The sequence below is a fragment of the Marinobacterium sp. xm-g-59 genome, from assembly GCF_013283315.1.
Classification (GTDB): Bacteria; Pseudomonadota; Gammaproteobacteria; order Pseudomonadales; family Balneatricaceae; genus Marinobacterium_E.
In genome coordinates this window covers 320,326-346,912 of sequence record NZ_WBYR01000001.1, presented here as the reverse complement: position 1 = coordinate 346,912, position 26,587 = coordinate 320,326, and the positions used below count along the sequence as shown (strand labels likewise).

Below are 26,587 nucleotides of genomic sequence, written 5' to 3'. Positions count from 1 at the left end.
TTTTTCACATGAGCGTATGGACGCCCAATAGCTGGCGCGATCTGCCGGTTAAACAGTTACCGACTTACCCAGACCTAACGGCACTGCAATCGATTGAGGCTGAGCTGAAACAACAGCCACCTCTGGTTTTTGCAGGAGAGATCCGATCTTTAAAAGCTGATCTAGCACGTGTCAGTCGTGGTGAAGCGTTTCTGTTACAGGGTGGTGACTGTGCAGAGAGCTTTAACGAGTTCAGTGCTGATAAGATCAAAGATACCTTTAAATTGCTAATGCAGATGGCCGTTGTGTTGGCTTTCGCGGGTAGTTGTCCTGTAGTAAAAGTAGGGCGAATTGCTGGCCAATTCGCTAAACCTCGCTCTAGCGATACTGAGACGATTGATGGTGTCGAGCTACCTTCATACCGTGGTGACAACGTCAACTCGGCCGAGTTCACGGCAGAAGCGCGTATTCCAGATCCTGAGCGTATGTTGAAGGCTTATCATCAATCCTCAGCAACGTTAAACCTACTGCGCGCCTTCTCACGTGGTGGCTTTGCCGATCTGCATCAGGTTCATAAATGGAACCAAGGCTTCGTGTCTCAGTCGCCTGCGCATGAAAAGTATGAAGCGCTAGCCGCACAGATCGATCAAGCGTTGTCGTTCATGGCGGCCTGTGGATTGAATACAGACAATACACCGCAGCTATCTGAGACAACGCTCTACACCTCACACGAAGCACTGTTGCTGCCTTATGAAGAGGCGTTGACGCGCCAAGACAGTTTGACCAACGGTTGGTATGACTGTTCAGCGCACATGCTCTGGATTGGTGATCGGACTCGTCAGCCTGATCATGCGCACGTTGAGTTCTTGCGTGGTGTTCAAAACCCGGTCGGTGTAAAAGTGGGCCCAACCACTCAAGTGGATGATTTAAAACGTCTATTAGAGATTCTAAACCCAGAGAACGAAGCGGGTCGTATCAATCTGATTGCCCGCATGGGTGCCGATAAGATCGGCGATCACCTTCCACAGCTAGTGCGTGCTGTGAATGATCTGGGCGTGAATGTTGTCTGGAGCAACGACCCGATGCACGGCAATACGGTAAAAGCTAGCAGCGGTTACAAAACCCGCTCGGTCGATGCGATTCTCTCTGAGATGAAATCCTTCTTCGAGATTCACAAGGCAGAGGGCAGCTACGCAGGTGGTGTTCACTTTGAGATGACCGGTAACCATGTAACCGAGTGTGTCGGTGGCGCCTACCAAATCACAGAATCAGCCCTGGCAGAGCGCTACATCACCCAGTGTGACCCACGCCTCAATGCTGACCAGTCACTTGAGTTAGCGTTTATGATTGCGGATACACTTAAGGCAGCACGTAAGTAATCTGAGTTGGAGCGGTCTTAAAAAGGCCGCGATATTTGGTGACAGGCCTTCAGCCTGTCATCCGCAGGTAAGATTTACTAATAATCTGGAAAACGCTGAGAAAGTGGATGTCAGGCTAAAGCCAGACACTGGTGCCAATAGCTAAGCTTAACTTAATACCCATCGCGGCCTTTTCAAGACCGCTCCAACAGTGCCAGATTCGAATCTGGCACCCCGTTCCCCGTCCGACTGAGAACGAGCACGGTGCTCTTTTTCGTTAAGACGTTGAAAGGATCGAGCCCCGGATGGGCGAGAGTTTCAGCGCCTGCACGGAGCAGGCTCTGAAATGTGCCTTTTGATGTTAGAAAAAGAGTATCGCGCGCAGTGTGCCGAAGGCCGAAGGAGCGGGGTGTGTTTTCTTGCTTCTTCTTTGCTCACACAAAGAAGAAGGCTAGCCGACGCTAGTCGGATAGAAATGCGGTTGACAGGCTGAAGGCCAGTCACCGAAAAGATCGCGCAAATCTACTCTAACCGCCCAAACTGCTCAGCTAGGAAACTCTCTGCTCTCTCAAGCATAAAGTATCGGAACGCTTCTGCAGCAGGGGAGAGTACCTTCGATTGTGTATGCACAAGGTTCCAGGCTCGAACAATCGGCGCGCCATCGACATTGAGTATTCCCAATTTTTGGTGCTCCAGTTCTAAACCGACAGTGTGCTGTGACACAAATCCTATCCCCAGATCGGCCATTACGGCCTGTTTGATCATTTCGTTGGAATCCAGTTCAAACTTATAATGCGGTTCAATACTTCTCCCCTCGAAAAAGCGTTCCATCGCTGCTCGTGTGCCTGAGCCCTCTTCACGAACAATAAACGGGATATCTCGCAGCTCCTCGGGTGTTAACCGCTCATCCAGGCTTCTTAAAAATAACGGGTTTGTGGGCGCGGCCACAAAAACGTGAGGGTGAGCCGCAAAGGGTTCATTTCGGGTCCGCATCTCTTTGGGTGGTCGACCCATAATAGCGAGATCAACTTCATTGTTTTGCAAAGATTTGAGCAGCTGTTCACGATTACCAATCGATAGCTTTATGTCGACACTCTTATGTTCTTCAATGAATTCAGAAATAAGGTGCATCATGAAGTATTTTGCGGTTCTAACAATCCCTATCGTAATTGTTCCAGCTTCTGCGTGAATTAATCTTGCTGCAGCATCTTCAGCGTCTTTAACGGTCGCTAGGATTCTTCTAGCGTAGACCAGCATATATTCACCTGCTGTGGTTAGCGTGACTTTTTTGCCAGCACGATCAAACAACGGCATGCCTACGTTACTTTCAAGCTCTTTAATTTGCATGGTAATCGCCGGGGGAGTTAGGTGAAGAGATTCCGCGGCTCTAATGAAACTCAGCTGTTTTGCGACTTCATTAAAGACTCTGAGCTGACGAAAGGTTGTATTACGCACTGGCTCCTCCGATTAATGCTTTGAGTTATTTATTGTGGTTTATTCAAAATAGTTAAGTTTAACCTTAATGTAAACAGTATCTATTTAATTCCTGATTGAATATTAATGTTAAGTAATCACTTATCATTTTGATAAGAAAGTTTGTGTTGTTCTTAACATTACTTTCCCATAACGTCTCTCCTATGCGATTGCTAAGTTGATTTCAGCCTGGCACTCAAACAGCACAACAATAATCAAGGTTTAATCCAACAGGAGAAATTGACCATGGCAAAAAGCTATCAAGCAGGTGTAAAGGAGTACCGTGAGACGTATTGGATGCCCGATTACACACCAAAAGATACGGACTTTCTGGCGTGTTTTAAGGTAATTGCACAAGATGGAGTGCCACGTGAAGAGGCGGCAGCAGCGGTTGCGGCAGAGTCTTCTACCGGTACTTGGACGACCGTGTGGACAGATCTGCTCACTGATCTTGAGTACTATAAAGGCCGCGCCTACGCTATCGAGGATGTTCCTGGTAATGACGAGGCGTTCTACGCATTCATTGCCTACCCAATTGACCTGTTCGAAGAGGGCTCTGTTGTCAATGTATTGACCTCTCTTGTTGGTAACGTATTTGGCTTTAAGGCAGTGCGTTCTTTGCGATTGGAAGATGTTCGTATTCCAGTCGCCTATGTAATGACCTGTGGTGGACCACCGCACGGCATTCAGGTAGAGCGCGACATTATGAACAAATACGGTCGTCCAATGTTGGGGTGCACCATCAAGCCTAAGCTGGGTTTGTCAGCCAAAAACTACGGACGAGCAGTTTATGAGTGTCTTCGCGGTGGTCTCGATTTTACCAAGGATGATGAGAACGTTAACTCTCAACCGTTCATGCGCTGGAGACAACGATTTGATTTTGTCATGGAAGCCATTGAAAAAGCCGAAGCTGAAACGGGTGAGCGTAAAGGTCACTACCTGAACGTGACAGCTCCAACTCCGGAAGAGATGTATAAGCGTGCCGAATACGCAAAAGAGATCGGCGCCCCGATCATTATGCACGATTATCTGACCGGTGGTTTTACCGCTAACACAGGTCTAGCAAATTGGTGTCGTGAAAATGGCATGTTGTTGCACATTCACCGTGCCATGCACGCTGTTCTAGACCGCAACCCTAATCACGGTATCCATTTCCGAGTGCTGACTAAGATGCTTCGTCTTTCCGGTGGTGACCATCTTCACTCTGGCACGGTGGTTGGTAAGTTGGAAGGTGACCGTGAGGCGACCTTGGGCTGGATCGATCTAATGCGTGACTCTTTTACAAAAGAGGATCGCAGTCGCGGCATTATGTTTGATCAAGACTGGGGATCTATGCCGGGTGTTATTCCGGTTGCCTCGGGCGGTATCCATGTTTGGCACATGCCTGCATTGGTTAACATTTTTGGTGATGACTCAGTTCTACAGTTTGGTGGTGGTACTTTGGGTCACCCGTGGGGTAATGCCGCAGGTGCAGCTGCGAACCGTGTGGCTCTTGAAGCCTGTGTTGAAGCGCGTAATCACGGTGCTGAACTTGAGAAAGATGGTAAACAAATCCTTCTCTCTGCAGCCGAGCACAGCCCTGAGCTAAAAGTTGCCATGGAAACCTGGAAAGAGATCAAGTTTGAATTCGATACGGTCGATAAGTTAGACGTCTCTCATAAATAAAGTAATGGGAGGGTTCCTTAGAGACCCTCCTTAATAAATTGAGCTCTTATTAGAGTTGAGGAATAGATGATGAGTGAAATGCAAGATTACGCATCAAGCCTGAGTGATGTGAATAGCCGTAAATTCGAGACATTCTCTTACCTGCCTGAGATGAATGCTGAACAAATTCGAAAGCAAGTTGAGTACATCGTGTCTAAAGGATGGAACCCGGCGATAGAGCATACAGAGCCAGAGAATGCGTTCGATCACTACTGGTACATGTGGAAGTTGCCACTGTTCGGTGAGACCGACGTTGATCGAGTTCTGAATGAGGCTGAAGCTTGCCACCAAGCCCACCCTAATAACCACGTTAGGTTGGTCGGTTATGACAACTATGCTCAGTCAAAAGGTGCTGAGATGGTGGTTTACCGAGGCAACCCAGTATAACGCTATAGATACCCCCTCTAATGAGGGGGTTTTGCTCTCAATGGATACAAAAGGTAAGAGTATGAGTGCAGTGAATACGGATCAATACATTATCAAGGACGAACCCTTTTATAAGGCGGTAGGCAATGAGGTCGATATGTATCAAGCCGCCTATGCAAGACGTATGCCGGTGATGCTCAAAGGGCCAACGGGATGCGGCAAATCAAGATTTGTGGAGTATATGGCCTGGAAACTGAAGCGTCCTCTGATTACGGTTGCCTGTAACGAAGATATGACGGCCTCAGATCTGGTTGGACGTTTTTTGCTCGATAAGGACGGTACCCATTGGCAGGATGGTCCATTAGCGACAGCTGCCAGAATAGGGGCAATTTGTTACTTGGATGAGGTCGTTGAAGCAAGACAAGATACCACCGTTGTGATTCACCCCTTAACTGACCATCGCAGAACACTGCCTTTGGATAAAAAAGGGGAACTGATCGAGGCGCACCCTGATTTTCAATTGGTTATCTCTTATAACCCCGGTTATCAAAGCCTGATGAAAGATCTTAAACAATCCACTAAACAGCGATTTGGTGCGATGAACTTTGACTATCCGAAAGATTATGATGAAGCTGAAATTGTAGATAAAGAGACAGGTGTGGGTCTTGATATCGCCAATAAATTGGTTCAAATAGCCCACCGTGCGAGGAATTTGAAAGGGCACGGCCTTGATGAAGGAATATCAACTCGTTTGCTTGTCTATGCTGGGCAGATGATCGCTGAAGGTGTAGATCCGTTGTCTGCGTGCAAAATGACGTTAGTAACACCGTTGACCGATGATCCAGATATGCGAGAAACCCTAGATGCTGCAGTCAACACATTTTTTGTGAGCTAACAGGGGCAGCACCGATGAGTATCGACATGGACCAGTATCGCCAATCTCTTGAGAGCATCGCTCCAGAAATGAACGATGTTTTAGAGAGTCACTTTCATGAAGCCGCACGAGTGATGTCATCGCCTGCCTTACAAGACTATCTTGAGGGTGCACAGAGTTTGGCGAATCTAGGTCGTGGTAAAGAGCTCGTGATCGCGTTTATTGAATGCATGCCACAGGTCGTGAAAGAGTGTGGTGAGGATGTCATGAGTGACTGTATTCATGCAGCCATGAAACTCGCTTCGATGACCTCTGGTGAAGTCATTACTCTGTTATTGCAATCCCTGCCGATTGCTGCAAATCGTCTTGGTGATCCTGAATTGCTGAGAGGGTACCTTACTCTCATACATCAATTGTCTGCTAAGGCAGCTCGCGGCCTTAGGCCGATGCTGAATCATATGGATGAGCTGCTATCAAAGCTGACGCTTTCAGGACTTCGACGTTGGGCTAACTTTGGGGCGGATGCTTATCGAAGAGATTTTGTTAATCTAGTCAGTTATTTCGAGCTCAAGACCGCTGATAGTCAAAAAATGCTGCAACAAGAGCGCAAGGGTACGCTGTTTATTGATGCGCAACGCAAATTAAATTTTTACTTAAGGGCTTTATGGGGAAGAGATTTTTTTCTTCGTCCCACCTCGGCAGATTACGAAGACTTTAAACCTTACATTGAACATCATGTTATGCATTTGCCAGATGCGGTTGATGATCTCAACCAGGTGGATGGCGTCTCGTTATATCGTGCTCAAGTGGCACACGCTGCTGCTCATATGAGTTATACGACTGACCGAATGGATGCTAGCGGCCTTAGTCAGGCGCAGATGTTCTTTATCGCATTGATCGAAGATGCCAGGGTTGAGTATTGTGCGATGCAAGACTTTCCTGGACTGCGTTCCACTTGGCAAGCGTTACTGTCAATTGAGCCGGAGGGCCGTGAGGAACACCCAACCTTACAGCGGTTGGGTCAGTTTGCATTGATGCTGATGGATGAAACAGTAAGATCAGACGACCCAGAGTTGAATGAATTATCGGCTAAGTTTCATCATGAAATTTCTGCTAAAAAAGACTCTTCTGAAATCAGCTTTCAGTTAGGACTGGCGCTTTTTGCTCTGTTTGATGACCGTAAAGAGGTGCCCAGTCTACGTATTCTGCAGTCCATGCGCACACCTTATCGTGATGATAATCGTTTTGTTTGGGAGTTTGAGCCTTTCAATCTAGCTGAGCATGGTCTGGAGTATATTCCCGCTTCGCAACGACAGGTAAGAAAGTATGTCAGTGCCGTCGAAATGGCGAATGAGGTGGACTGTGAGCTAGCGGGCGATGATGCCCAAGAAGTTTGGGTATGCGCGACAGAGTTCATGCCTTATGAGGATGCAGGTGAAGCGACCGAGTCTTTTAATGACCGCTGGGGTAAAGAGCCTATTTCAGATCCATACCACTATCAGGAGTGGGATTATCAGGTGCAGTTATACCGACCCGATTGGGCAACGGTGTACGAAAAAAGAGCTCAAAAAGGGGATCCAGAAACGATTGATCGGATCTTTCAAGAACATAAGCCGATAGTGCAGAAAATTAAACAGGTTGTTGATCTTCTCTCACCGGATGGCGTTCAAAGAGAGCGAAATATGGAAGATGGTGATGAGATTGATCTGAATGCGGCCATCGATGCGATGATTGCCATCAGAATGGGTGAACAACCCAACCCCAGAATCACAATGCGTAATGTTGTCAAAAATCGCGATCTTGCAGTGACTGTATTGTTGGACCTATCTGAGTCGACGAATGAGACCATGGAGGGATCTGATAAAAGTGTGCTTGAGTTGACGCGTGAAGCAGCGACGCTGGTTTCAAGCGCGATCAATGGCATCGGTGATCCTTTTTCGATACATGGATTCGCTTCTGATGGTCGACACGATGTTCAATACTTTAAATTTAAAGATTTTAATCAGAGCTTTAATGACGAAGCAAAAAGTCGTCTTGCAGGAATGACGGGAGGGCTGTCAACTCGTATGGGAGCAGCCATGCGACATGCTGGAAGTCTTTTGATGAAACAACCTGAACGCCGCAAGCTGCTCCTGTTGGTCACAGATGGGGAACCAGCTGATATCGATGAGCGTGATCCCCAACACCTTAGGCACGATACCAAGAAAGCTGTCGAAGAGCTGTACAGCCAAGGTGTTTTAACCTATTGCTTAACCTTAGACCCCAATGCTGATAGTTATGTTAAACGAATTTTTGGGGCCAATAACTATACGGTGGTCGATAACGTTGATCGTCTGCCAGAAAAGCTACCCAGCTTATTTGCCAGCCTGACCTGTTAGGAGTCGTTATGCAAAAATCAAAAACATACGTCGGCATTCACAATGACCTTTACGGAGGGATGACCGATACCGGAAAAATCATCAGGGATGCTTGGGCTTTTGGTTTGATTCCGGAAACGGAAAGTTGTGAGGGTTGGTTAGTGCAGGGGCTGGAGACACTCTGGCGTCAGGTCAATGATGAGTGGGAGAATTATGGATTTTCTGTCAGTCAGTTGCCAGATGAGATCCGAGTGCGTTACCTACATATTCAAGAACAAGCCATTGTTCATGCAAAATCAAAGGGGTGGGACGCGGATAGAGATTTGATGGCAGATTAACTTTTATTTAGTAAGCCTCGATGTAAAAGCATCGGGGCTTTTTTACGTCGGTTGTTAGTTAAGTGATTTCTTAATCCTAATATAACCTCATTTTAATTGCGCTTACTTAGCACACTGAATACTCTTAGTTAATAGAAAATAAACATAAGAATATAACTGAAGGTATTAAATGGCACTTAAAGCGTTAATTTTTGATGTCGACGGTACATTGGCAGACACCGAAATGGCGCATATGGCTGCTTTCAACTATGCCTTTGAAACAGCGGGCCTCACTTGGTTATGGGATTTAGAGACCTATACAGAGCTGCTTGAAGTCTCGGGCGGCAAAGAGCGAATTCGTCACTACTGGAACCAACGGCCTGATCGAGGTGTTCAAGTCAGCGAAGAACGCATCGACTCAATCATTCCAGAGCTGCATGCCACTAAAACTGCTCGTTATGAAGAGATGGTTGCTTGCGGAGAGGTTGCGATGCGCCCTGGTGTTTTAGAGCTAATTAAAGCCGCGAAGTCTGCTGGTTTAAAGCTAGCCATCGCCACAACGACCACTCCTGCCAATATCGAAGCACTGCTCTCTCACGCCATGGGCGATGACTGGCAGGAGACGTTCACCGTTGTCGAAAACGCAGAAACTGCTCCGAATAAAAAACCGGACCCCAGTGTCTACCTTCAAGCATTGGAGCGTCTTGGTGTCTCATCGGCAGAGGCAATAGCCATTGAAGATACCAACAATGGGTTAAGAGCCGCTAAAGGCGCCGAATTGGCTACTGTAATAACCCCTAATGAGTTTTCCAAGCACCATGATTTCACAGGGGCTGACTTAATTGTTCCCTCATTAAGCGATGTGAATTTAGAGCAGTTGTCTCGACTGATCGCTTAACAATACCGATTTTCAAAAATAATAAGAGGCAACTGATATGCCATTTAGAACCAATAGAACGACCTTAACTCAATACCTAATTGAAGAGCGTCGTCGTTACCCAAGTGCCAGCGGTGATTTTAACGCCTTGATTTTGGATGTGGCGATGGCCTGTAAGCAGATCGCTAAAGCCGTAGCCTATGGTGAATTAGCGGGCCTACACGGTGAGCATAATGAAGATGCAGGCGGCAGTATCAATGTCCAGGGTGAGGCTCAGAAAAAACTGGATGTGCTCAGTAATGACATTTTCATCAAGACGACAGAGTGGGGCGGGCATCTTCTAGGTATGGCCTCAGAAGAGATGGATGAGGCACTGGATATCCCAGAGGGTCACCCGAAAGGTCGCTACCTGATTGTTTTTGATCCACTCGACGGTTCATCGAATATTGATGTGAATGTCTCGGTGGGCAGTATTTTTTCGATTCTTCGTGCACCGGATGATGCAACCACTCCTATTCAGGAGGAGGTGTTTTTACAGCCCGGATCACAGCAGGTGGCGGCTGGATACGCGCTTTATGGTCCATCAACCATGCTGATTCTTACGGTGGGTAACGGAGTAGTTGGTTTCACTCTTGATCCTGCCTTGGGCGAGTTTATGTTGACGCACCCCAGCATCACCATTCCTGAAGATACTCAAGAGTTTGCGATTAACACCTCTAATAGCCGTTTCTGGGAAGCGCCCGTTAAACGTTATGTAGATGAGTGTCTAGCGGGATCGACCGGTCCGCGCGGTAAAGACTTCAACATGCGTTGGATCGCTTCGATGGTAGCGGAGGCGCATCGTATCCTAATGCGTGGCGGTGTATTCATGTACCCACGTGACACTAAAGATCCTAGCAAAGCCGGTAAGTTAAGACTGCTTTATGAGGCGAACCCTGTCGGAATGATTATCGAGCAAGCCGGTGGCCGTGCCAGTACAGGCAGCTACCCAATGCTGGATGTGAAACCGACCGAGCTTCACCAACGCATAGGGTTGGTGTTTGGTTCTAAAAACGAGGTCGAGCGCATCGAGCGTTACCACAACGAACCGATTGAAGAGAAAGGCGAAGATATGCCGCTCTTTGCTGAACGCAGTCTATTCCGCGATTAAGTTACTGGACCTGGAGAAACATTATGTCAGAACGTCACCCAATTATTGCGATTACCGGCTCATCAGGTGCAGGTACTTCAACCGTTACTCGGACATTCTCTAATATCTTTCGCCGTGAAAATGTTAAAGCCGCGATTGTCGAAGGCGATAGTTTCCACCGTTACGATCGTACTGAGATGAAGAAGCAGTTGGCGCAAGCCGATGCAGCGGGCAATAAACATCTCAGCCACTTTGGTCCAGAGAACAACCTATTTGATGAGCTCGAAGGTCTGTTTAAAAGCTACTCTGAAACGGGTACCGGTAAAAAACGCCTCTACCTGCACAACCAAGATGAGGCTGAGCCTTACGGACAAGAGCCAGGCACCTTTACCCCTTGGGAAGAGATCGATAAAGATACCGATATACTTTTCTATGAAGGCCTGCACGGCGCGGTGAAAACTGAACAGAACGATATAGCCCAGTACCCAGATCTACGTATCGGTGTGGTTCCCGTCATCAACCTTGAGTGGACTCAGAAGCTTTGGCGCGATAAGAATCAGCGTGGTTACAGTGCTGAAGCGGTAACGGATACGATTCTGCGTCGCATGCCTGATTACATTAACTACATCTGCCCTCAATTTGAACATACGCATGTGAACTTCCAACGCGTACCGATGGTAGACACTTCTAACCCTTTCATCGCTAGGGACATCCCTTCTGCCGATGAGAGCATGGTGATCATCCGCTTTGCTAATCCTAAGGGGATCGACTTTCAGTATCTCTTGAACATGATTGGCAATAGCTTCATGTCACGTGCCAATACCATTGTTGTCCCTGGTGGCAAGATGGAGCTTGCAATGCAGTTGATCTTCACACCGTTTGTATGGCGCATGATGGAACGTCGTAATCGTGCCTTGGGTCGTGGTTAAGGCCGTCGCTAACTAGGAGCAACAGATGAACAGAACAGCACCGAATGCCGCTATGGCAAATGAGATGGCCAATGCGATTCGCTTTCTAGCGATCGATGCCGTAGAAGCCGCAAAATCGGGTCACCCTGGTGCACCGATGGGAATGGCAGAAATTGCAGAGGTTCTTTGGAACCGTCACTTGAAACACAGTCCTGCCAATCCACATTGGCCAGACCGTGACCGTTTTGTACTCTCCAATGGTCACGGTTCAATGTTGATCTATGCTCTGCTGCATTTAACGGGCTACGATCTTCCTATCGATGAACTTAAACAGTTCCGTAAACTGCACTCTAAGACACCAGGACACCCTGAGGTGGGCATTACAGCGGGTGTGGAGACTACGACGGGTCCATTAGGTCAGGGTATCTCGAATGCTGTCGGTTTGGCACTTGCCGAGAAGATGTTGGCGGCAGAGTTTAATGAATCAGGGCACGCCATAGTGGACCATTTCACCTACTGTTTCTTGGGTGATGGTTGCATGATGGAGGGGATCAGTCACGAGGTCTGCTCTCTGGCTGGGACTCTGAGAACGTCTAAGCTCATCGCGATCTACGACGATAACGGTATCTCGATTGATGGCCACGTAGAAGGCTGGTTTGCTGATGATACGCCGGCACGTTTTGAAGCTTATGGTTGGAATGTGATCCGTGATGTAAACGGTCACGATGCGTCAGCTGTCGATGCAGCGATTCGTGCAGCCAAAGCTCAAGCGGTATTAGCTGATGGCAAACCGACATTGATCTGTACTAAAACCGAAATCGGTAAAGGGTCGCCCAATAAGGTCGGTACACACGACGTTCATGGTGCCGCACTGGGGGCCGACGAGGTCGCTGCGACACGCGCTGCACTGAATTGGAATCATGCGCCATTTGAGATTCCTAGTGACGTGAAGAGCGCTTGGGACTGCACTGATTCAGGCAGAGCCGCTGAAGCGGAATGGGATCACCGATTCGCTGAGTATGCTAAGGCATTCCCTGAAAAAGCGGCGGAATTCAAACGTCGTATGACCGGTGAGTTGAGCGACGAGTATCAATCTAATATTGCCGATGTCATGGCTCAGATTGCTGCAGCAGAAGGGGACGTAGCGACCCGTAAAGCGAGTCAAAATGCGCTAGATGCTATCGCACCTCTTGTTCCAGAGTTTTTTGGCGGCAGTGCTGATTTGACCGGTTCGAACCTGACAAACTTCAAAACAGCCACCTATGCGGGTCGGGATACCTGGGGTAACCACCTCTCATACGGTGTTCGTGAGTTTGGTATGGCTGCGATTATGAACGGTATGGCACTGCATGGTGGCTACCTACCCTATGGGGGCACCTTCCTGACCTTTAGTGATTACTCTCGTAATGCGATTCGAATGGCTGCACTGATGAAACAGCGTGTGGTTCATGTCTTTACTCATGACTCGATTGGCCTTGGCGAAGATGGCCCAACACACCAGAGTATCGAGCACGTTCCAAGCTTGCGCATCATTCCAGGCCTTGATGTCTGGCGTCCTTGTGATGCCCTTGAAACAGCCACGGCATGGGCGCACTCGGTTGAGCGACAGGATGGTCCCTCTGCTCTAGCGCTGTCACGACAGGGGATGCCTAAATTACTGAAGGCGGCCTCTGATGCAGACAAAGTTCGTAAAGGTGGCTACATCCTCTCTGATATGGCCAGTCCACAAGCGGTGATCATGGCAACCGGTTCTGAAGTGCAATTGGCGTTGCAAGCTCAAGAGACTTTAGCGGCTGAGGGTATCTCAACCCGCGTTGTCTCAATGCCTTGTACCAATCTGTTTGATCGCCAATCTGAAGATTACCAAGAGCAGACGATTCCATCGGACCTTCCTGCGGTTGCAGTGGAAGCAGCGCATACCGATTTCTGGCGCAAATATGTGGGCAGAAAAGGTGGTGTTGTAGGCATCGACAGCTTTGGTGATTCAGCACCGGCTCCTGTTCTCTATGAGTACTTCGGCATTACTGCTAACGCAGTTGCTGATGCTGTTCGCCAGCGAGTTTAGGGGTAACAGAAATGTATAAAGCGATGTTATTTGATCTTGACGGTACCTTAGTCGAGACGGCGCCGGAGATCTATGATGCCACCAATGCCACTTTAGAAGAGTGTGGTTATGCAAGGGTGACTCAAGAACAGGTCAACTCGTGGATAGGGCACGGCACACGTGCGCTGTTGATTAAAGCCCTGGCTTACATCCACAACCAATCCATTGAAGAGATTGAGTCTGGACCTATTTTGGCAGGCGCACTACCTGTCTTTGATAAGCACTATCAACGCTGCTGCGGTACCACCAGTTACCTCTATCCACATGTTTTAGAGGTGGTTAAAAAGCTTGGGTCTGAAGGGGTCAAGTTGGCAGTGGTTACCAATAAAGAGAGCCGATACACCGATCGTGTGTTAGCGGCTCACGGTTTAACGGAACTCTTCGATATTGTAGTCAGCGGCGACAGTTTTCCAGTGAAGAAGCCTGACCCAACGTCAATTTTAGACTGCCTTGAGCAGTGGCAAATCTCAGCAGAGGATGCACTGTTTGTGGGTGACTCCTCGATCGATGCGGCCACGGCGCGTAATGCAGGCATTGATGTTTGGTTACTTCCTTACGGTTACAACATGGGTGAACCGATTGAGTCGGCTAACCCCGATCGCGTCATTCAAGACTTTTCAGAGTTGGTGGATTAACCCATCAATTCAATAACTTAATCGACTCTTCGGAGGTAAATAATGGCACTTGTATCCCTACGTCAGGTACTTGATCACGCCGCAGAGAATAGCTACGGTGTTCCTGCGTTTAACGTTAACAACCTTGAGCAGGTGCAAGCGATCATGCAAGCAGCGCAGGCAACAGACAGTCCTGTGATTCTGCAGACATCTGCTGGCGCTCGCACCTACGCCGGTGAGGCTTATCTTCGCCATCTCATTTTGGCGGCTATCGAGACACACCCGGATCTTCCGGTTGTCCTGCATCAGGATCACGGTGCATCACCTGCAGTCTGTATGCAGTCGATCCGCTCTGGTTTCTCCAGTGTCATGATGGATGGTTCGTTGATGAGCGATGGTAAAACGCCATCCACCTACGAATACAACGTCGATGTCACTCGACAAGTCTGTGAAATGGCGCATGTAGTCGGTGTATCGGTTGAAGGTGAACTGGGCTGTCTTGGTTCGCTAGAGACAGGCGAAGCCGGTGAAGAGGATGGTCAGGGTGCTGAGGGTATTTTGAGCCATGATCAAATGCTGACCGACCCTGATGAAGCTAAAGACTTTGTTGAGAAAACTGGCGTCGATGCCCTAGCAATTGCGATTGGTACCAGCCACGGTGCGTACAAATTTACACGCCCACCGACGGGCGATATTCTCGCAATTGATCGTGTCGCGGCGATTCATAAAGCAATCCCGAACACCCATCTGGTGATGCACGGTAGTTCCAGCGTGCCACAGGAGTGGTTAGCGATCATTCGTGAGTTTGGTGGCGAGTTGAAACCGACCTACGGTGTCCCTGTAGAGGAGATCGTTAAAGGGATTCAAAACGGTGTTCGTAAGGTCAACATTGATACCGACATTCGCTTGGCAATGACCGGTGCTATGCGCCGTATGATGGCCGAGAAGAAGAGCGAGTTTGACCCACGTAAATTCCTAGCCGCAGCCCGCGATGCAGCCTCAGGTATCGTCAAAGATCGTTTCGAAGCCTTCGGCTGTGCCGGACAGGGCAGTAAGATCAAACCGATCTCTATGGATGATATGGCGGGTCGGTACTAATCGACCTAAGATCCATTCAAAACGTTGGAGCGGTCTTGAAAAGGCCGCGATCTCTCTTAAGATCAAGAGCATTTCTATCCGACTGGCGTCGGCTAGCCTTCTTCTGTCTTCAGCAATGGTGCCGGTGACAGGCTCTCAGCCTGTCATCCGCCGTGAGAATTTAATGCCTATCTGGAAAACACCGAAAAAGCAGATGACAGGCTGAAGCCAGTCACTGTTGCTTTCAGATAAACTCTAATGAATACCAATCGCGGCCTTTACAAGACCGCTCCAACAATCACTCAACGCCAAACGCAACCATCTCAGCCTCTGCACAGAGCGTTTCATTGGCGGATAAGGTCAACTTAACTCGCACTTTACGCCCCTCGATGGATAGCAGCTCGCCATGCAGCTGCAACTCTACGCCCATTGGAGTGGGGGTAAGGTATTTGATGTTCAACTGCCCCGTAACGTGGCGTTGAATCTTTGCATCTTTTTCGAGTGTTTCATGCTTCTGCAGGTAGCTTAAAGCGGCCGCTGATGCAGTGCCATGACAGTCGAGTAGGGAGGCGACCGCGCCGCCGTAGAGGTGTCCAGGAACGCCGCCACTGTATTTGTTCTCTGGCGTGAAGCGAGCTAGGGTTGTGTCACCTGTTACATAACTTTTCAGGTGCCATCCATCCGCGTTTGATCGACCACAGCCGAAACAGTGGCTATGGCTCTCTGGATAGAGATCTTGAATGGCTTGGTTCATTGAGACTCCTTCTCACATCTTTGAATAGAGAATAGCAATTATCTTATCTAGGTTGATACATACTGATGGATAAGTTGTGCTCTAATAAGCCATCCCCGATGTAAGAGAGTTATTATGAAGCTTTTCCAATATGATCATTGTCCATTCTGCGTCCGTGCTGACATGGTCGCTAAATACAAACAGGTTAATTTTGAGTCGGTCTATTTGCTGAATGACGATGCCGACAGTTGTATTGAGCGTGTTGGCAAAAAAATGGTGCCGATTTTACAGATTGATGGCCAATCTATGGGCGAAAGTCTGGATATCGCTCATAAGTTGGATGAGTTAGGCAAGGCTGATCAGGTAATAGTCGAAGGTGGTGATTCTGATCGTTTCACACAACCACTGATGTCAGTAAATCGCGCGATCTTCTCTCTGCTTTTTCCTCGCAATGTACAGATCGGTTTGCCTGAGTTTGAAACTCAATCGGCAATTGATTTTTATCGTGTGAACAAGGAAGCGATGATTGAGTGTAGTTTTGAGCAAGCTCTGGACAATACAGCTGAACACCAAGCCCTTGTAGAGCAGGTCTTAAATGATTTGCCTAAGCTGATTAAGCCTTCGGATAGAGGTGGGCAGCTTAGCTGGGATGACGTTATGATTTTTCCAATGTTACGCAACTTAACCGTGATCAAAGATCTTCAGATGCCCACGCAGGTTGTAGATTACATCAATGAAGTAGCACAACTGACCAATGTTGAGCTCTACACAGACAGGGCCATCTAAGGGAAGAAAAAAGAAAGAGAGGGGAAAGGGCTTCACCCTCTCAAAGGGGTGTTTACAACAGCTGGGTTCATAATAGTGTGCAAAGCTGACATTTAGCTGATGGCTAAAATTTTTCACAAGGACGTTAGATGACACAGTTTGCGCGTTACTATCAGCGTTATTCACAAGCTCGACTAAAAGCACTGATTATCCTCAGTCTAGCGATTCTGCAGTTTCCTTTAGCCGTGTCGGCATCTCTGGTCGCACTACCTGCCATTGCTCAAGACCTTCAAGTCAATGCGGTATTGATCAGTTGGATACCGGCCATCTTCCTTCTGGTGAGTTTGATCTCCCAACTGCCAGGCGGTCGTCTATCGGATCTCATTGGTCTTAAAAAGGCTTTTCTCATCAGTTGTGGTCTTTTTGCGTTGGGTGGCGCCATGGCGGCTTTTGCGCCCAATATTGAAATACTGTTAGCAGGGCGTGTGGTACAGGGGGCTGCCGGGGCTATCCTAGCCAGCGCGGGTATGGCCATGATCTCCCGTATCTACGCAGCAGGTGGACGAGGGGCCGCTTTGGGTTGGATGACATCAGCCGTCTATCTCGGCATGACTGCAGGCCCGCTAATAGGTGGCTGGTTGGTCGATCTGTTTGGCTGGCGATCTGTGTTTATGTTGCCGGTACCGATATTGCTAGGGGTCATTTTATCGATTCGACTGTTTATTCCGGGTGAATGGAAAAGCAGTGAAAAGCATAAGATCGACTGGGTCGGTACAGCCATTTTCTCAGCCGCCATTGCAGCTCTCTATTTTGGCAGTACTCGCCTGATTGAACTCAACGGTTGGTTGCTTGCACTCTTAGGAGTAGGTCTGGGTTATCTCTTCATCAAATGGTCTGGCAAACAGGCATTTCCACTGGTGAGAATCGACTTGATGATGAAGAATAAAACCTTCATCAACTCTGCAACCGCGGCCATGTTTATGTATGCCAGCCAGTACGGCATCGTACTGATTTTGTCACTCTACCTGCAATACAACCGACAGCTGTCGCCCACGGATACTGGGCAGCTGATGATGCTTCAAGCGTTGATGATGACGATCATCGCGCCGCTGGCGGGACGCGTCTCTGATCGAATAGGACACCGTCTACTGGCGACGGGAGGAAGTATTTCCATAGCCCTTGGGTTACTGGCATTAACTTTGATGAATCACGAGACACCACTTTGGGTGATCGGGCTCTGTATTATGGTGATCGGCACCGGCCATGGGATGTTCTCTACCCCAAACAACTCCGCGGCACTGGCAACACTCCCTGCAGAGAGAATGGGAATAGGTTCAGCAATCCTCAGCCTATCAAGACAGAGTGGCCAGTTGATTGGAATGGCGGTGATTACCCTGTTACTGGGACTCTACTTTGCTGGCGCCGCAATAGGGGAGTCTGATCCACAGCTTCTCGAAAGTGTCACAACCAATGCCCTGACAGTATCGCTGTTAACCGCACTGCTAGCGGCTTGGTTCTCGTGGAGAAAGGTTTAAATTGAAGCAGGTGACAGGCTAAAGCCAGTCACTGGAGCGCTGATCTTCCTACGAACTATGGTGACTGGCTTTCAGCCTGTCACCCGCTGTTGAAATCGATCGGGGTTTCAGCAGAGCTGAATTCCCTCCTACAATAGGACTTCGCGATAAGCCCGCAACGGAGTCCTACTGGAGCTAGCCCTAAGGTCGAAGCGAAATGTCAAAAACATCGCTTCGCGTATTCAGGTTGACTCGTTCTCAGTCGGACGGGGAACGGGGTGCCAGATTCAAATCTCGTGCCAGTAGTCCCCGTCCGACTGAGAACGAGCACAATGGTTTTTCACGTGTGCCTAGCCACGCTTTATGTTACTGTGCGCGCCTTAACATTTTGAGTGTCCTCATGTCTTTCGAATCTCTTGGCCTTTCGGCTCCTCTTACTCGTGCAATAGCTGAAAAAGGCTATTCAGAAGCGACTCCTATTCAACGTGAAGGCATTCCTGCCGTGATGTCCGGTAAGGACGTTATGGCGGCTGCGCAAACGGGAACGGGTAAAACTGCTAGCTTTATTCTGCCTCTGCTCGAGAGATTGCAATCTGGCCCTAGGGTGAAAAGCAATAATGTTCGTTCATTAGTGCTGACACCAACACGCGAACTGGCGGCTCAGATCCAAGACAATGCTGAGTTCTATGGCAAATACACCGACCTCAAAAGCAATGTGGTTTTTGGTGGGGTTAAGATCAACCCACAGATGCAAAAGCTTCGCTCGGGTACGGATATATTGATAGCGACACCGGGTCGCCTTTTGGACCTCTACTCGCAGAATGCAGTTCGTTTTGATCAGCTTGAAGTGCTGGTATTAGATGAAGCGGATCGCATGCTCGATATGGGCTTTATTCGTGACATTCACAAGATCCTTAACCTGCTGCCTAAACAGCGTCAAAACCTAATGTTCTCTGCGACCTTCTCCCCAGAGATCAAAGAGCTTGCCCACGACATCGTCAACAACCCTGTAGAGGTCTCGGTTTCACCTGAAAATGCGACCGCTCACACCGTTGAGCAGTGGGTCATTGGGGTTGATAAGAAGAGCAAGACAGCGGCTCTCATCGATTTGATCAAGACCAATAACTGGTTTCAGGTGTTGGTCTTCAGCCGAACTAAACATGGTGCAAATCGTCTGGTCGTTCAGCTGGATAAGGCGGGTATTACGGCAGCGGCTATCCATGGCAATAAGAGCCAGGGCGCTCGCACGCGTGCCTTACAAGCTTTTAAACAGGGCGATATTCAGATCCTTGTGGCTACCGACATAGCAGCACGTGGTATCGATATTAAAGAGCTGCCTCATGTGATTAACTTTGATCTTCCCAACGTGGCAGAAGATTATGTACACCGTATCGGCCGCACCGGTCGTGCCGGCAGTGTGGGTCAGGCGGTATCCTTGGTCTCTATTGATGAGTTCGATCAGCTTCGAGCGGTTGAACGTTTGACGCAAAAGCTTCTCGAACGTCGCGACTTGAAGGGGTTTGCTCCAAACAATCCACTGCCAGAGTCTAAGCTACAACCGCCGTTGAAACCGAAAAAACCGAAAAAACCTAAGAAACCAAAGCAGAAAGCGGAGGGTGCATCTGCACAACCAGCACCGCGTCAAAATCAACCAAGACGCAATAGACCGGCTGATGGAACACCCAAACGTAAACCTCGCCGTTTTGGTGGTAATCGCAAAAAGCCAGTTAACCGCGATCTGTAATCTGTTTTAATCGACAGATTATCCGGTCATCCGCTTTGAGAAGTGTTTCGTATCTTCTTACATGAAAGAGACACTCTACTACGATGGAAAATGTTCGCTCTGTGTTGCCGAGATGGATAAGTTGGCAGTCATTAAGGGAGAACAGTTAGAACTCCAAGATATCCATGAGGTATCGGATCAACTGACAGAAGAAGAACGCATTAACATGCTCAAGGTTCTTCATCTGCAGCGTGGTGAACAGTGGGTAACTGGAATCGACGCGAACATAGCCGCTTGGCAACATACCCGCTGGGGCTGGATTTGGCGCATCCTTGGTTGGCCAATCATCAAGCCCATAGCCAATCTGGCTTATAAGCGCTGGGCACGTTGGCGATACGATCGACTCTATACTAAATAAAGATGCTTGATTAGACTGTCGACATTCTCACACTTTATAGGCCATCAGCGTGTTTATTGAACTTACCGATCTCTTTCTCCTGACTCTAGTCGCAGGTGTTATCTATGTTTGGTACAAAGGCCTAGCCGTTAGAGAGCGCGCACTGAATGCAGTTGAGAGTTACTGCAACAAGTTGGATCTGCAGTTGTTGGACCAAAACGTCTCACTGCGTGCACTTTGGCTAAAACGAGATGATAGAGGCCGCTTGGCACCTTGGCGTCGATATCAGTTTGAGTTCACCACGACCGGCGATCAACGCTACCGTGGCCAAGTTGTTTTGCTTGGCAATCGTCTAGAGAGCATTACCTCAGAGGCTCATAAGTTTGAGGATTAGCCATGTCTAAGCTCAATTTCGATAACAGCTATGCCCGTTTACCTTCTCACTGGTATCAGTCGGTCTCTGTCACTCCGTTAAAGAACACTCATCTAATCAGCTTCAATGCACCTCTGGCTCAAACATTAGGGCTAAATCCCTGTGAATGGGCGCCCAGTCAGTTGGTGGATACCTTCACCACTGAGCAGGGCCCTGAGGGTGCTGAACCCTTGGCCATGAAATACACAGGTCACCAGTTCGGTGTCTATAACCCAGATCTCGGTGATGGGCGTGGTATCTTGCTCGGCGAGCATCTAGACCCTGCTGGCAATCGATGGGATTTCCACCTTAAAGGGGCAGGTAAAACCGCCTATTCGCGCTTTGCTGATGGTAAAGCGGTACTTCGCTCCAGCATTCGTGAGTACCTTGTTAGTGAAGCGATGTTTGGTCTGGGTATTCCCACCACACGTGCGTTGGCTATTTTTGGCAGTGAGGAGTTTACCCTACGAAATGGGGCAGAGCCCTGTGCTCAAGTGCTTAGGGTGACACCTTGTCACATACGTTTTGGTCACTTTGAGTACTTCTACTATTCAGGCCAGCATGAGGACCTGAAACAGCTTGCCGATTACGTGATCGATCGTTACTACCCTGACGCGAAACAGGCTGAAAATCCCTATCTGTTCATGTATCAACAGGTGGTTGAGCGAAGTGCCTACCTGGTTGCACAGTGGCAGAGTTACGGGTTTGTTCATGCCGTGATGAACACCGACAATATGTCGATCATAGGAGAGACCTTTGACTATGGTCCGTTTACCTTTATGGATCGATATGAGCCGGACCACATCGCAAATAAGAACGATGACAGAGGTCGATACGCGTTCAGTAATCAACCGAGCATCATGCAGTGGAATCTTGCGGCCTTAGCTCAGGCGTTAATCCCTCTGATTGATAAATCCGACTTGGAGGCTCAACTCGAGAGATTCTCAACGCTCTATTTTGACGCCTACTACACTAAGTTCTCTCAGCGATTGGCACTACCGAATCCAGGGGTTACTCATAAAGCGCTGATAGATGAGATGCTCGCGTTGTTAGAAAAACAGCAGGGTGATCTCAATCGTTTTATTCTAGCTTTAACGGATCTAGAGAAGGGCGACGCTTTGGGGGCTGAAGTAGAGAGCCCCGAATCCTATTCAGAGTGGTTAAGCCGTTTTTATGCGGAACGTCATACAGAAGAGGAGACAATAAAATCACGTCTGGATTACGCAAAAACCTTAAACCCTGTCTATATTTTACGTAACTACATGTGTGAAGAGGCGATTCGCGACGCTCACGAAGGTGACTATCAACGCGTGAATCATCTGCTTGCCATGGTTCGTGAACCCACTAAGTACTATGTGCCACTGGCAGACTATGCAGATGCTCCACCGAAGTGGGCAGAGGGAATCTTCTTAACCTGCTCGTCATAGCAACCTAAAGCGCACAGTACTTTTAAAAACGATAGGAGAGTCTGGTGCGCAATTTACTGCTGGCCTTTGATGGTACTTGGCAAAAAACCGATTCGGATTTGAGTGATGGCGATCAAAACAGCCATGTTGTGCGCTTAGTTGAGGCTCTTCACAATTCAGACACAGATATTCCACAACAGGTTCATTATCTCCCTGGAGTAGGCACTTCAGCCTGGCAACAGATTAGAGGAGGCATCTTTGGTTGGGGGCTCTCTGACAAGATAGCCGAAGCCTATCTATGGTTGATGGAGCACTACCAAACGGGCGATCGGGTCTACCTGGTCGGCTACAGTCGAGGGGCATTTGCGGCGAGAAGCCTGTCGGGTCTTATTGATCGATTGGGTCTGCTTAAATTTGAGCATCTAGAGCAATTCGATTCCTGCTACCAGCTCTACAGACGCGGCACCCGTCGTGAACAAAATCGATTCAAAGCCCAGTTTGCCACCCCGATACAGATTGAGGCGATTGCCGTTTGGGATACCGTCGGGTCGTTGGGCATTCCATTGGGTAGCTTTAAACAGTTAAACCACTATTTGTGGGGCTTTCATGACACACGCTTAGCTTCCAATGTGAAGCGGGGCTTTCAAGCACTAGCCATTGATGAGCATCGTGCAGATTTCATACCGACACTCTGGTCACCCAAGCTTGAAGAGAATCAGATCGTTGAGCAAAGATGGTTTGCCGGATCGCATGGGGATGTTGGCGGAGGGACAGACTCAACGCTCTCAACCCACTCTTGCCAATGGATATGCGAGTCACTGATTCACTCGGGTCTGAAGCTGGATGCTGAGTCTGTGAAGACTCAAACCTCTAACTTTGAACTGCCTCACGACTCCTATGATCTGTTTTTGGGTGGGCTGTATGACTGGTTTAGCGATCGCCATTGGCGTCCAATAGGTACTTGTCAGAATCGCTTTGAGACGATCGATTCGAGTGTGTTTGAGTTAATGAACAACACCAGTTACCGTCCCAAAAATCGAGTAGGGCCCCATCTGACTTCCCCTATCTCTCACCAATTGTGTGAAATTGATCATCTATATCAGTTTCAGGCTTGTTTTCTCGACGGGGAAGAGGGGATACTGAACGCTTCTTAGATTTCAAGGAATGAGTGTGAAAGTTTGGGTTGATGCGGATGCGTGTCCTGTGGTGATTAGAGATATTCTCATCAAGGCAGCACTCAATCGAAAAGTAGAGATGGAGTTCGTTGCAAACCACTTCTATCAGTTACCTAATTCCCCCTATTTAAACTGGCGTCGAGTCCCTCAGGGTGCCGATCAGGCTGATCAAGAGATCGTTGATCGAGTGACCGCTGGTGATCTTGTCATCGCTACAGATCTGCCGTTGGCTAATGATCTGATCGATAAAGGGGCTCGCGTACTTACCCATCGTGGCGAGGCCTTAACGAAAGAGAACATCAAAGCGCGCCTCAATCTGCGTGACTTCTACGAAACCATGCGCGCTAGCGGTATTCAGTCTGGTGGCCAATCGGGTATGAGTCAGGCAGATCGTCGTGAGTTTGCCAACGCGTTGGATCGCGCCTTAACGGCAGCACAGCGTCAAGTGAAGCAAGGAGGCAATGCATGAACTCATTGTTAGAGATGCTGATCTCACTCAATCTGGACCTGGTCGCATTGATCTGGTTTTTGTTCTGTTTTAACGGCTATTTCATCTACGCTAAGCGAGCCAGTTATCGTGTTACCTGTCTGGCTAGCCTAATGCACCTCTATCGTAAGGAGTGGATGCGCGCGGCGCTGGATCGTGAGGTGAGGGTGGCTGATACCACAACGATCACCAATCTTGAGCGCGGTGTCACCTTCTTTGCCAGCACCACCATGCTGATTTTGGCCGGCCTTCTGACCCTGCTCTCTCGCTCTGATATGGCGATCGACCTTCTGTCTGAACTGCCGTTCACAGAGCCGATGACTCGACTGCAATGGGACCTGCGCATCATCGTGCTGATGGTGATGTTTGTATACGCCTTCTTTAAGTTCACCTGGTCTATTCGCCAGTATGGATTTGTCTCGGTCATGATTGGTGGCGGCCCCAACCCCAAAGAGAATGCCGATCCACGGACTCTCGATATGCACGCAGAACGCTCGGCTCGCATGGCCAGTATGGCGGCAAATAACTTTAATGCCGGCCTACGAACCTACTACTTTGCCATCGCAGTGCTAGGGTGGATGGTCAATACCTGGCTCTTTATGTTCTTGTGTGCAGTGGTTGTCTGGATTCTCTATCGTCGTGAATTCAGCTCTTCGACGCTAAGAACCTTAATGATGAGTACTGATATCAACGCCAAGGGTTGAAATTAGATCGGCATCCCCCATATCTGATGGAGTGTTAATCAGTAACTTGGGAATTCAGGTCTAAGCTATGACAACCGAAACGAAACAAGAAACTCTTGGCTTTCAAACCGAAGTGAAACAGCTGCTGCAGCTGATGATTCACTCTCTATACTCTAATAAAGAGATCTTCCTACGTGAATTGATCTCCAACGCTTCAGATGCGGCTGAAAAGCTACGCTTTGAAGCCTTGTCTAACGCCGACCTCTACGAAAACGATGGTGAACTGCGTATTCGCGTCTCTGCTGATGAAGAGAACAATACCATTACCATCGAAGATAACGGCATCGGTATGTCGCGCGATGAGGTCATTGAGCACCTAGGTACCATCGCTAAATCAGGTACCGCTAGCTTCCTGCAAAATCTGACCGGCGATGCTGCAAAAGATTCACAACTGATCGGTCAGTTTGGTGTCGGTTTCTACTCGGCCTTTATTGTGGCTGATCAGGTTGATCTATACACCCGTCGTGCTGGTCTAGACGCGGCAGAGGGTGTTCACTGGTCCTCTAAGGGTGAAGGCGAGTTCGATATCGCAACCATCGACAAGCCCGAGCGTGGCACGCGTATCGTCATGACTCTGAAAGAGGATGCGAAAGAGTTTGCCAGCGATTGGCGCCTTCGCTCTCTAGTCACCAAATACTCAGATCACATCGCGATGCCTGTGCAGATGGAGAAACAGCCCATGCCGGCAGAGGGTGATGAGGAGTCATCAAAGGATGCGCCTGAGATCGAAACGGTTAACAGCGCAACGGCATTGTGGACTAAGAACAAGTCAGAGGTGACCGAGGAGGAGTACAAAAACTTCTACCAGCACGTCTCTCATGATTTCCAGGAGCCAATTAGCTGGGCCCACAACCGCGTTGAGGGTAACTTAGAGTACACCAGTCTTCTCTACCTACCGTCCAAAGCACCGTATGATCTTTGGAACCGTGAAGCACCTAAAGGGCTTAAGCTCTACATTCAGCGTGTCTTTATCATGGATCAAGCGGATCAGTTCTTGCCGCTCTACCTGCGCTTCATTAAAGGTGTCGTTGATTCGAAAAACCTATCACTAAACGTCTCTCGTGAGATTCTTCAGAAAGATCCAAACGTTGATAAGCTGAAGTCCGCTCTGACTAAGCGAAGCCTCGATATGATCGAGAAGTTCGCTAAGAAGGATGCCGAGAAGTACCTAGAGTTCTGGAAAGAGTTTGGTCAGGTCTTGAAAGAGGGCCCTGCGGAAGATCATGCGAATCGTGAGCGCATTCTTAAGCTAATGCGTTTTGCATCGACCGAGAACAGCAACGGCGATCAGAACGTCAGCCTAGACAGCTACATAGAGCGTATGGGCGAAGATCAAGAGAAGATCTACTACCTAGTCGCCGATAACTACAACGCGGCTAAAGCGAGCCCACATCTAGAGATCTTCCGTAAGAAGGGCATTGAAGTGCTGCTTCTGACTGATCGCATTGATGAGTGGATGATGAGCCACTTGATGGACTACTCAGGCAAGTCGTTCCAAGACGTCACCAAAGGCGAGTTGAAACTGGATGGTGAAGAGTCTGAAGAGAGCAAAAAAGCTCAAGAGGAGCAGAACGAGCAGTACGCATCACTGATTGAACGTCTTGGCGGTGTATTTACCGACCGTGTCGACTCTGTCCGTGTCTCACAGCGTCTAACCGACTCTCCAGCCTGTCTGGTGCTTGGGGATTACGATATGGGTCTACAGATGCGTCGTATCATGGAAGCGGCTGGCCAAGCAGTTCCAGAGACTAAACCCGTCTTTGAGTTCAACGCAGAGCACCCACTGATCGGTAAGCTTGATCAAGAGTCCGATGAAGATCGTTTTGCTGATCTGGCAATGATTCTATTGGATCAAGCTCAACTAGCGACCGGCGGTCAGCTAGAGGATCCAGCAGCTTACACAGCTCGTCTGAACAAACTGCTGTTAGAGTTGAGTGCTTAAACACTCCACTTGAAGCAAAAAGGCCTGACACTGTCAGGCCTTTTTTGTTCGCGGCCTTTCCAAGACCGCTCCAACAAAATTAGGCACAGTTGGAGCGGTCTTGAAAAGGCCGCGATTACTATTTCAGGTGACTGGCCTTCAGCCTGTCATCCG

24 protein-coding genes are annotated in these 26,587 nt (G+C 48.7%); 22 read left to right on the top strand and 2 right to left on the bottom strand.

Features of this window, described 5'->3' with window-relative positions; genetic code table 11:
• Nucleotides 1-8: 8 nt before the first annotated feature.
• Nucleotides 9-1,358: a class II 3-deoxy-7-phosphoheptulonate synthase gene (locus tag XMG59_RS01660; RefSeq protein WP_173498101.1), complete on the top strand. Its 1,350-nt coding sequence runs from the start codon at nucleotides 9-11 to the stop codon at nucleotides 1,356-1,358.
• A 501-nt stretch (nucleotides 1,359-1,859) separates the two neighbouring features.
• On the opposite strand, the gene XMG59_RS01655 is transcribed toward XMG59_RS01660, so the two are convergent.
• Nucleotides 1,860-2,792 (bottom strand): LysR family transcriptional regulator, encoded by a 933-nt coding sequence (locus tag XMG59_RS01655; protein WP_173481522.1) that lies wholly within the window; start codon nucleotides 2,790-2,792, stop codon nucleotides 1,860-1,862.
• Between the two features lie 264 nt (nucleotides 2,793-3,056).
• On the opposite strand from XMG59_RS01655, the gene XMG59_RS01650 reads away from it, so the two are divergent.
• The 11 genes from XMG59_RS01650 (at nucleotide 3,057) to fba (ending at nucleotide 15,158) form a co-directional block, all read left to right on the top strand.
• Complete coding sequence (locus XMG59_RS01650) at nucleotides 3,057-4,475, top strand: form I ribulose bisphosphate carboxylase large subunit (RefSeq protein ID WP_173481521.1); 1,419 nt, start codon at nucleotides 3,057-3,059, stop codon at nucleotides 4,473-4,475.
• A 69-nt stretch (nucleotides 4,476-4,544) separates the two neighbouring features.
• Nucleotides 4,545-4,901 (top strand): ribulose bisphosphate carboxylase small subunit, encoded by a 357-nt coding sequence (locus XMG59_RS01645; RefSeq protein ID WP_173481520.1) that lies wholly within the window; start codon nucleotides 4,545-4,547, stop codon nucleotides 4,899-4,901.
• A gap of 40 nt (nucleotides 4,902-4,941) precedes the next feature.
• A complete protein-coding gene (locus XMG59_RS01640; protein WP_254442905.1) occupies nucleotides 4,942-5,775 on the top strand; it encodes a CbbQ/NirQ/NorQ/GpvN family protein in 834 nt (277 codons plus the stop codon).
• Between the two features lie 14 nt (nucleotides 5,776-5,789).
• Nucleotides 5,790-8,132: a nitric oxide reductase activation protein NorD gene (locus XMG59_RS01635; RefSeq protein ID WP_173484260.1), complete on the top strand. Its 2,343-nt coding sequence runs from the start codon at nucleotides 5,790-5,792 to the stop codon at nucleotides 8,130-8,132.
• An 8-nt stretch (nucleotides 8,133-8,140) separates the two neighbouring features.
• Nucleotides 8,141-8,449 carry a hypothetical protein gene (locus XMG59_RS01630; protein ID WP_173481517.1) on the top strand — a complete coding sequence of 103 codons (309 nt, stop codon included), beginning with the start codon at nucleotides 8,141-8,143 and terminating at the stop codon, nucleotides 8,447-8,449.
• 169 nt (nucleotides 8,450-8,618) lie between these two features.
• A complete protein-coding gene (locus XMG59_RS01625; RefSeq protein ID WP_173484259.1) occupies nucleotides 8,619-9,326 on the top strand; it encodes an HAD-IA family hydrolase in 708 nt (235 codons plus the stop codon).
• A gap of 37 nt (nucleotides 9,327-9,363) precedes the next feature.
• Nucleotides 9,364-10,455 (top strand): class 1 fructose-bisphosphatase, encoded by a 1,092-nt coding sequence (locus XMG59_RS01620; protein WP_173484258.1) that lies wholly within the window; start codon nucleotides 9,364-9,366, stop codon nucleotides 10,453-10,455.
• A gap of 23 nt (nucleotides 10,456-10,478) precedes the next feature.
• Nucleotides 10,479-11,363, top strand: coding sequence for a phosphoribulokinase (locus XMG59_RS01615; protein WP_173481514.1), 885 nt, complete (start codon nucleotides 10,479-10,481; stop codon nucleotides 11,361-11,363).
• A 25-nt stretch (nucleotides 11,364-11,388) separates the two neighbouring features.
• Nucleotides 11,389-13,407, top strand: coding sequence for a transketolase (tkt, locus tag XMG59_RS01610; protein ID WP_173484257.1), 2,019 nt, complete (start codon nucleotides 11,389-11,391; stop codon nucleotides 13,405-13,407).
• An 11-nt stretch (nucleotides 13,408-13,418) separates the two neighbouring features.
• The gene (gph, locus tag XMG59_RS01605; RefSeq protein ID WP_173481512.1) at nucleotides 13,419-14,081 is read left to right on the top strand and encodes a phosphoglycolate phosphatase; all 663 of its coding nucleotides are present in this window, start codon (nucleotides 13,419-13,421) and stop codon (nucleotides 14,079-14,081) included.
• Nucleotides 14,082-14,123: 42 nt separating this feature from the next.
• On the top strand, nucleotides 14,124-15,158 hold the full coding sequence (fba, locus tag XMG59_RS01600; RefSeq protein WP_173481511.1) for a class II fructose-bisphosphate aldolase: 1,035 nt from the start codon (nucleotides 14,124-14,126) through the stop codon (nucleotides 15,156-15,158).
• Between the two features lie 277 nt (nucleotides 15,159-15,435).
• On the opposite strand, the gene XMG59_RS01595 is transcribed toward fba, so the two are convergent.
• Nucleotides 15,436-15,891, bottom strand: a complete 456-nt coding sequence (locus tag XMG59_RS01595) for a PaaI family thioesterase (protein WP_173498100.1) — start codon at nucleotides 15,889-15,891, stop codon at nucleotides 15,436-15,438.
• A 114-nt stretch (nucleotides 15,892-16,005) separates the two neighbouring features.
• On the opposite strand from XMG59_RS01595, the gene grxB reads away from it, so the two are divergent.
• From grxB to htpG, 10 genes are all read left to right on the top strand, one after another.
• Nucleotides 16,006-16,656 (top strand): glutaredoxin 2, encoded by a 651-nt coding sequence (gene grxB / locus XMG59_RS01590; RefSeq protein ID WP_173498099.1) that lies wholly within the window; start codon nucleotides 16,006-16,008, stop codon nucleotides 16,654-16,656.
• 128 nt (nucleotides 16,657-16,784) lie between these two features.
• The gene (locus XMG59_RS01585) at nucleotides 16,785-18,170 is read left to right on the top strand and encodes an MFS transporter (RefSeq protein ID WP_173498098.1); all 1,386 of its coding nucleotides are present in this window, start codon (nucleotides 16,785-16,787) and stop codon (nucleotides 18,168-18,170) included.
• Between the two features lie 379 nt (nucleotides 18,171-18,549).
• Nucleotides 18,550-19,893, top strand: coding sequence for a DEAD/DEAH box helicase (locus XMG59_RS01580; protein WP_173498097.1), 1,344 nt, complete (start codon nucleotides 18,550-18,552; stop codon nucleotides 19,891-19,893).
• A gap of 61 nt (nucleotides 19,894-19,954) precedes the next feature.
• Complete coding sequence (locus XMG59_RS01575) at nucleotides 19,955-20,290, top strand: thiol-disulfide oxidoreductase DCC family protein (protein ID WP_173481506.1); 336 nt, start codon at nucleotides 19,955-19,957, stop codon at nucleotides 20,288-20,290.
• Between the two features lie 49 nt (nucleotides 20,291-20,339).
• Nucleotides 20,340-20,663, top strand: coding sequence for a DUF3301 domain-containing protein (locus tag XMG59_RS01570; protein WP_173481505.1), 324 nt, complete (start codon nucleotides 20,340-20,342; stop codon nucleotides 20,661-20,663).
• Between the two features lie 2 nt (nucleotides 20,664-20,665).
• Nucleotides 20,666-22,108 (top strand): YdiU family protein, encoded by a 1,443-nt coding sequence (locus XMG59_RS01565; protein ID WP_173498096.1) that lies wholly within the window; start codon nucleotides 20,666-20,668, stop codon nucleotides 22,106-22,108.
• Between the two features lie 44 nt (nucleotides 22,109-22,152).
• Nucleotides 22,153-23,241 carry a DUF2235 domain-containing protein gene (locus XMG59_RS01560; RefSeq protein WP_173481503.1) on the top strand — a complete coding sequence of 363 codons (1,089 nt, stop codon included), beginning with the start codon at nucleotides 22,153-22,155 and terminating at the stop codon, nucleotides 23,239-23,241.
• Between the two features lie 16 nt (nucleotides 23,242-23,257).
• Entirely contained in the window at nucleotides 23,258-23,731 is a 474-nt protein-coding gene (locus XMG59_RS01555) for a YaiI/YqxD family protein (protein WP_173481653.1), read from the top strand.
• A complete protein-coding gene (locus XMG59_RS01550; protein ID WP_173481502.1) occupies nucleotides 23,728-24,453 on the top strand; it encodes a DUF599 domain-containing protein in 726 nt (241 codons plus the stop codon). The genes XMG59_RS01555 and XMG59_RS01550 overlap by 4 nt, the downstream gene beginning before the upstream one ends.
• 67 nt (nucleotides 24,454-24,520) lie before the next feature.
• Complete coding sequence (gene htpG, locus XMG59_RS01545; protein WP_173481501.1) at nucleotides 24,521-26,434, top strand: molecular chaperone HtpG; 1,914 nt, start codon at nucleotides 24,521-24,523, stop codon at nucleotides 26,432-26,434.
• The last annotated feature ends 153 nt before the right edge of the window (nucleotides 26,435-26,587 follow it).

Excerpts from the sequence above, each read along its gene's own strand:
- XMG59_RS01630 (WP_173481517.1), top strand. The coding sequence starts at position 8,141 with ATGCAAAAATCAAAAACATACGTCGGCATTCACAATGACCTTTACGGA.
- XMG59_RS01595 (WP_173498100.1), bottom strand. The coding sequence starts at position 15,891 with ATGAACCAAGCCATTCAAGATCTCTATCCAGAGAGCCATAGCCACTGT.
- XMG59_RS01645 (WP_173481520.1), top strand. The coding sequence starts at position 4,545 with ATGAGTGAAATGCAAGATTACGCATCAAGCCTGAGTGATGTGAATAGC.
- gph (WP_173481512.1), top strand. The coding sequence starts at position 13,419 with ATGTATAAAGCGATGTTATTTGATCTTGACGGTACCTTAGTCGAGACG.
- XMG59_RS01660 (WP_173498101.1), top strand. The coding sequence starts at position 9 with ATGAGCGTATGGACGCCCAATAGCTGGCGCGATCTGCCGGTTAAACAG.
- XMG59_RS01550 (WP_173481502.1), top strand. The coding sequence starts at position 23,728 with ATGAACTCATTGTTAGAGATGCTGATCTCACTCAATCTGGACCTGGTC.
- XMG59_RS01580 (WP_173498097.1), top strand. The coding sequence starts at position 18,550 with ATGTCTTTCGAATCTCTTGGCCTTTCGGCTCCTCTTACTCGTGCAATA.
- tkt (WP_173484257.1), top strand. The coding sequence starts at position 11,389 with ATGAACAGAACAGCACCGAATGCCGCTATGGCAAATGAGATGGCCAAT.
- htpG (WP_173481501.1), top strand. The coding sequence starts at position 24,521 with ATGACAACCGAAACGAAACAAGAAACTCTTGGCTTTCAAACCGAAGTG.
- fba (WP_173481511.1), top strand. The coding sequence starts at position 14,124 with ATGGCACTTGTATCCCTACGTCAGGTACTTGATCACGCCGCAGAGAAT.
- XMG59_RS01565 (WP_173498096.1), top strand. The coding sequence starts at position 20,666 with ATGTCTAAGCTCAATTTCGATAACAGCTATGCCCGTTTACCTTCTCAC.
- XMG59_RS01620 (WP_173484258.1), top strand. The coding sequence starts at position 9,364 with ATGCCATTTAGAACCAATAGAACGACCTTAACTCAATACCTAATTGAA.
- XMG59_RS01625 (WP_173484259.1), top strand. The coding sequence starts at position 8,619 with ATGGCACTTAAAGCGTTAATTTTTGATGTCGACGGTACATTGGCAGAC.
- XMG59_RS01640 (WP_254442905.1), top strand. The coding sequence starts at position 4,942 with ATGGATACAAAAGGTAAGAGTATGAGTGCAGTGAATACGGATCAATAC.
- XMG59_RS01585 (WP_173498098.1), top strand. The coding sequence starts at position 16,785 with ATGACACAGTTTGCGCGTTACTATCAGCGTTATTCACAAGCTCGACTA.
- grxB (WP_173498099.1), top strand. The coding sequence starts at position 16,006 with ATGAAGCTTTTCCAATATGATCATTGTCCATTCTGCGTCCGTGCTGAC.
- XMG59_RS01575 (WP_173481506.1), top strand. The coding sequence starts at position 19,955 with ATGAAAGAGACACTCTACTACGATGGAAAATGTTCGCTCTGTGTTGCC.
- XMG59_RS01650 (WP_173481521.1), top strand. The coding sequence starts at position 3,057 with ATGGCAAAAAGCTATCAAGCAGGTGTAAAGGAGTACCGTGAGACGTAT.
- XMG59_RS01615 (WP_173481514.1), top strand. The coding sequence starts at position 10,479 with ATGTCAGAACGTCACCCAATTATTGCGATTACCGGCTCATCAGGTGCA.
- XMG59_RS01635 (WP_173484260.1), top strand. The coding sequence starts at position 5,790 with ATGAGTATCGACATGGACCAGTATCGCCAATCTCTTGAGAGCATCGCT.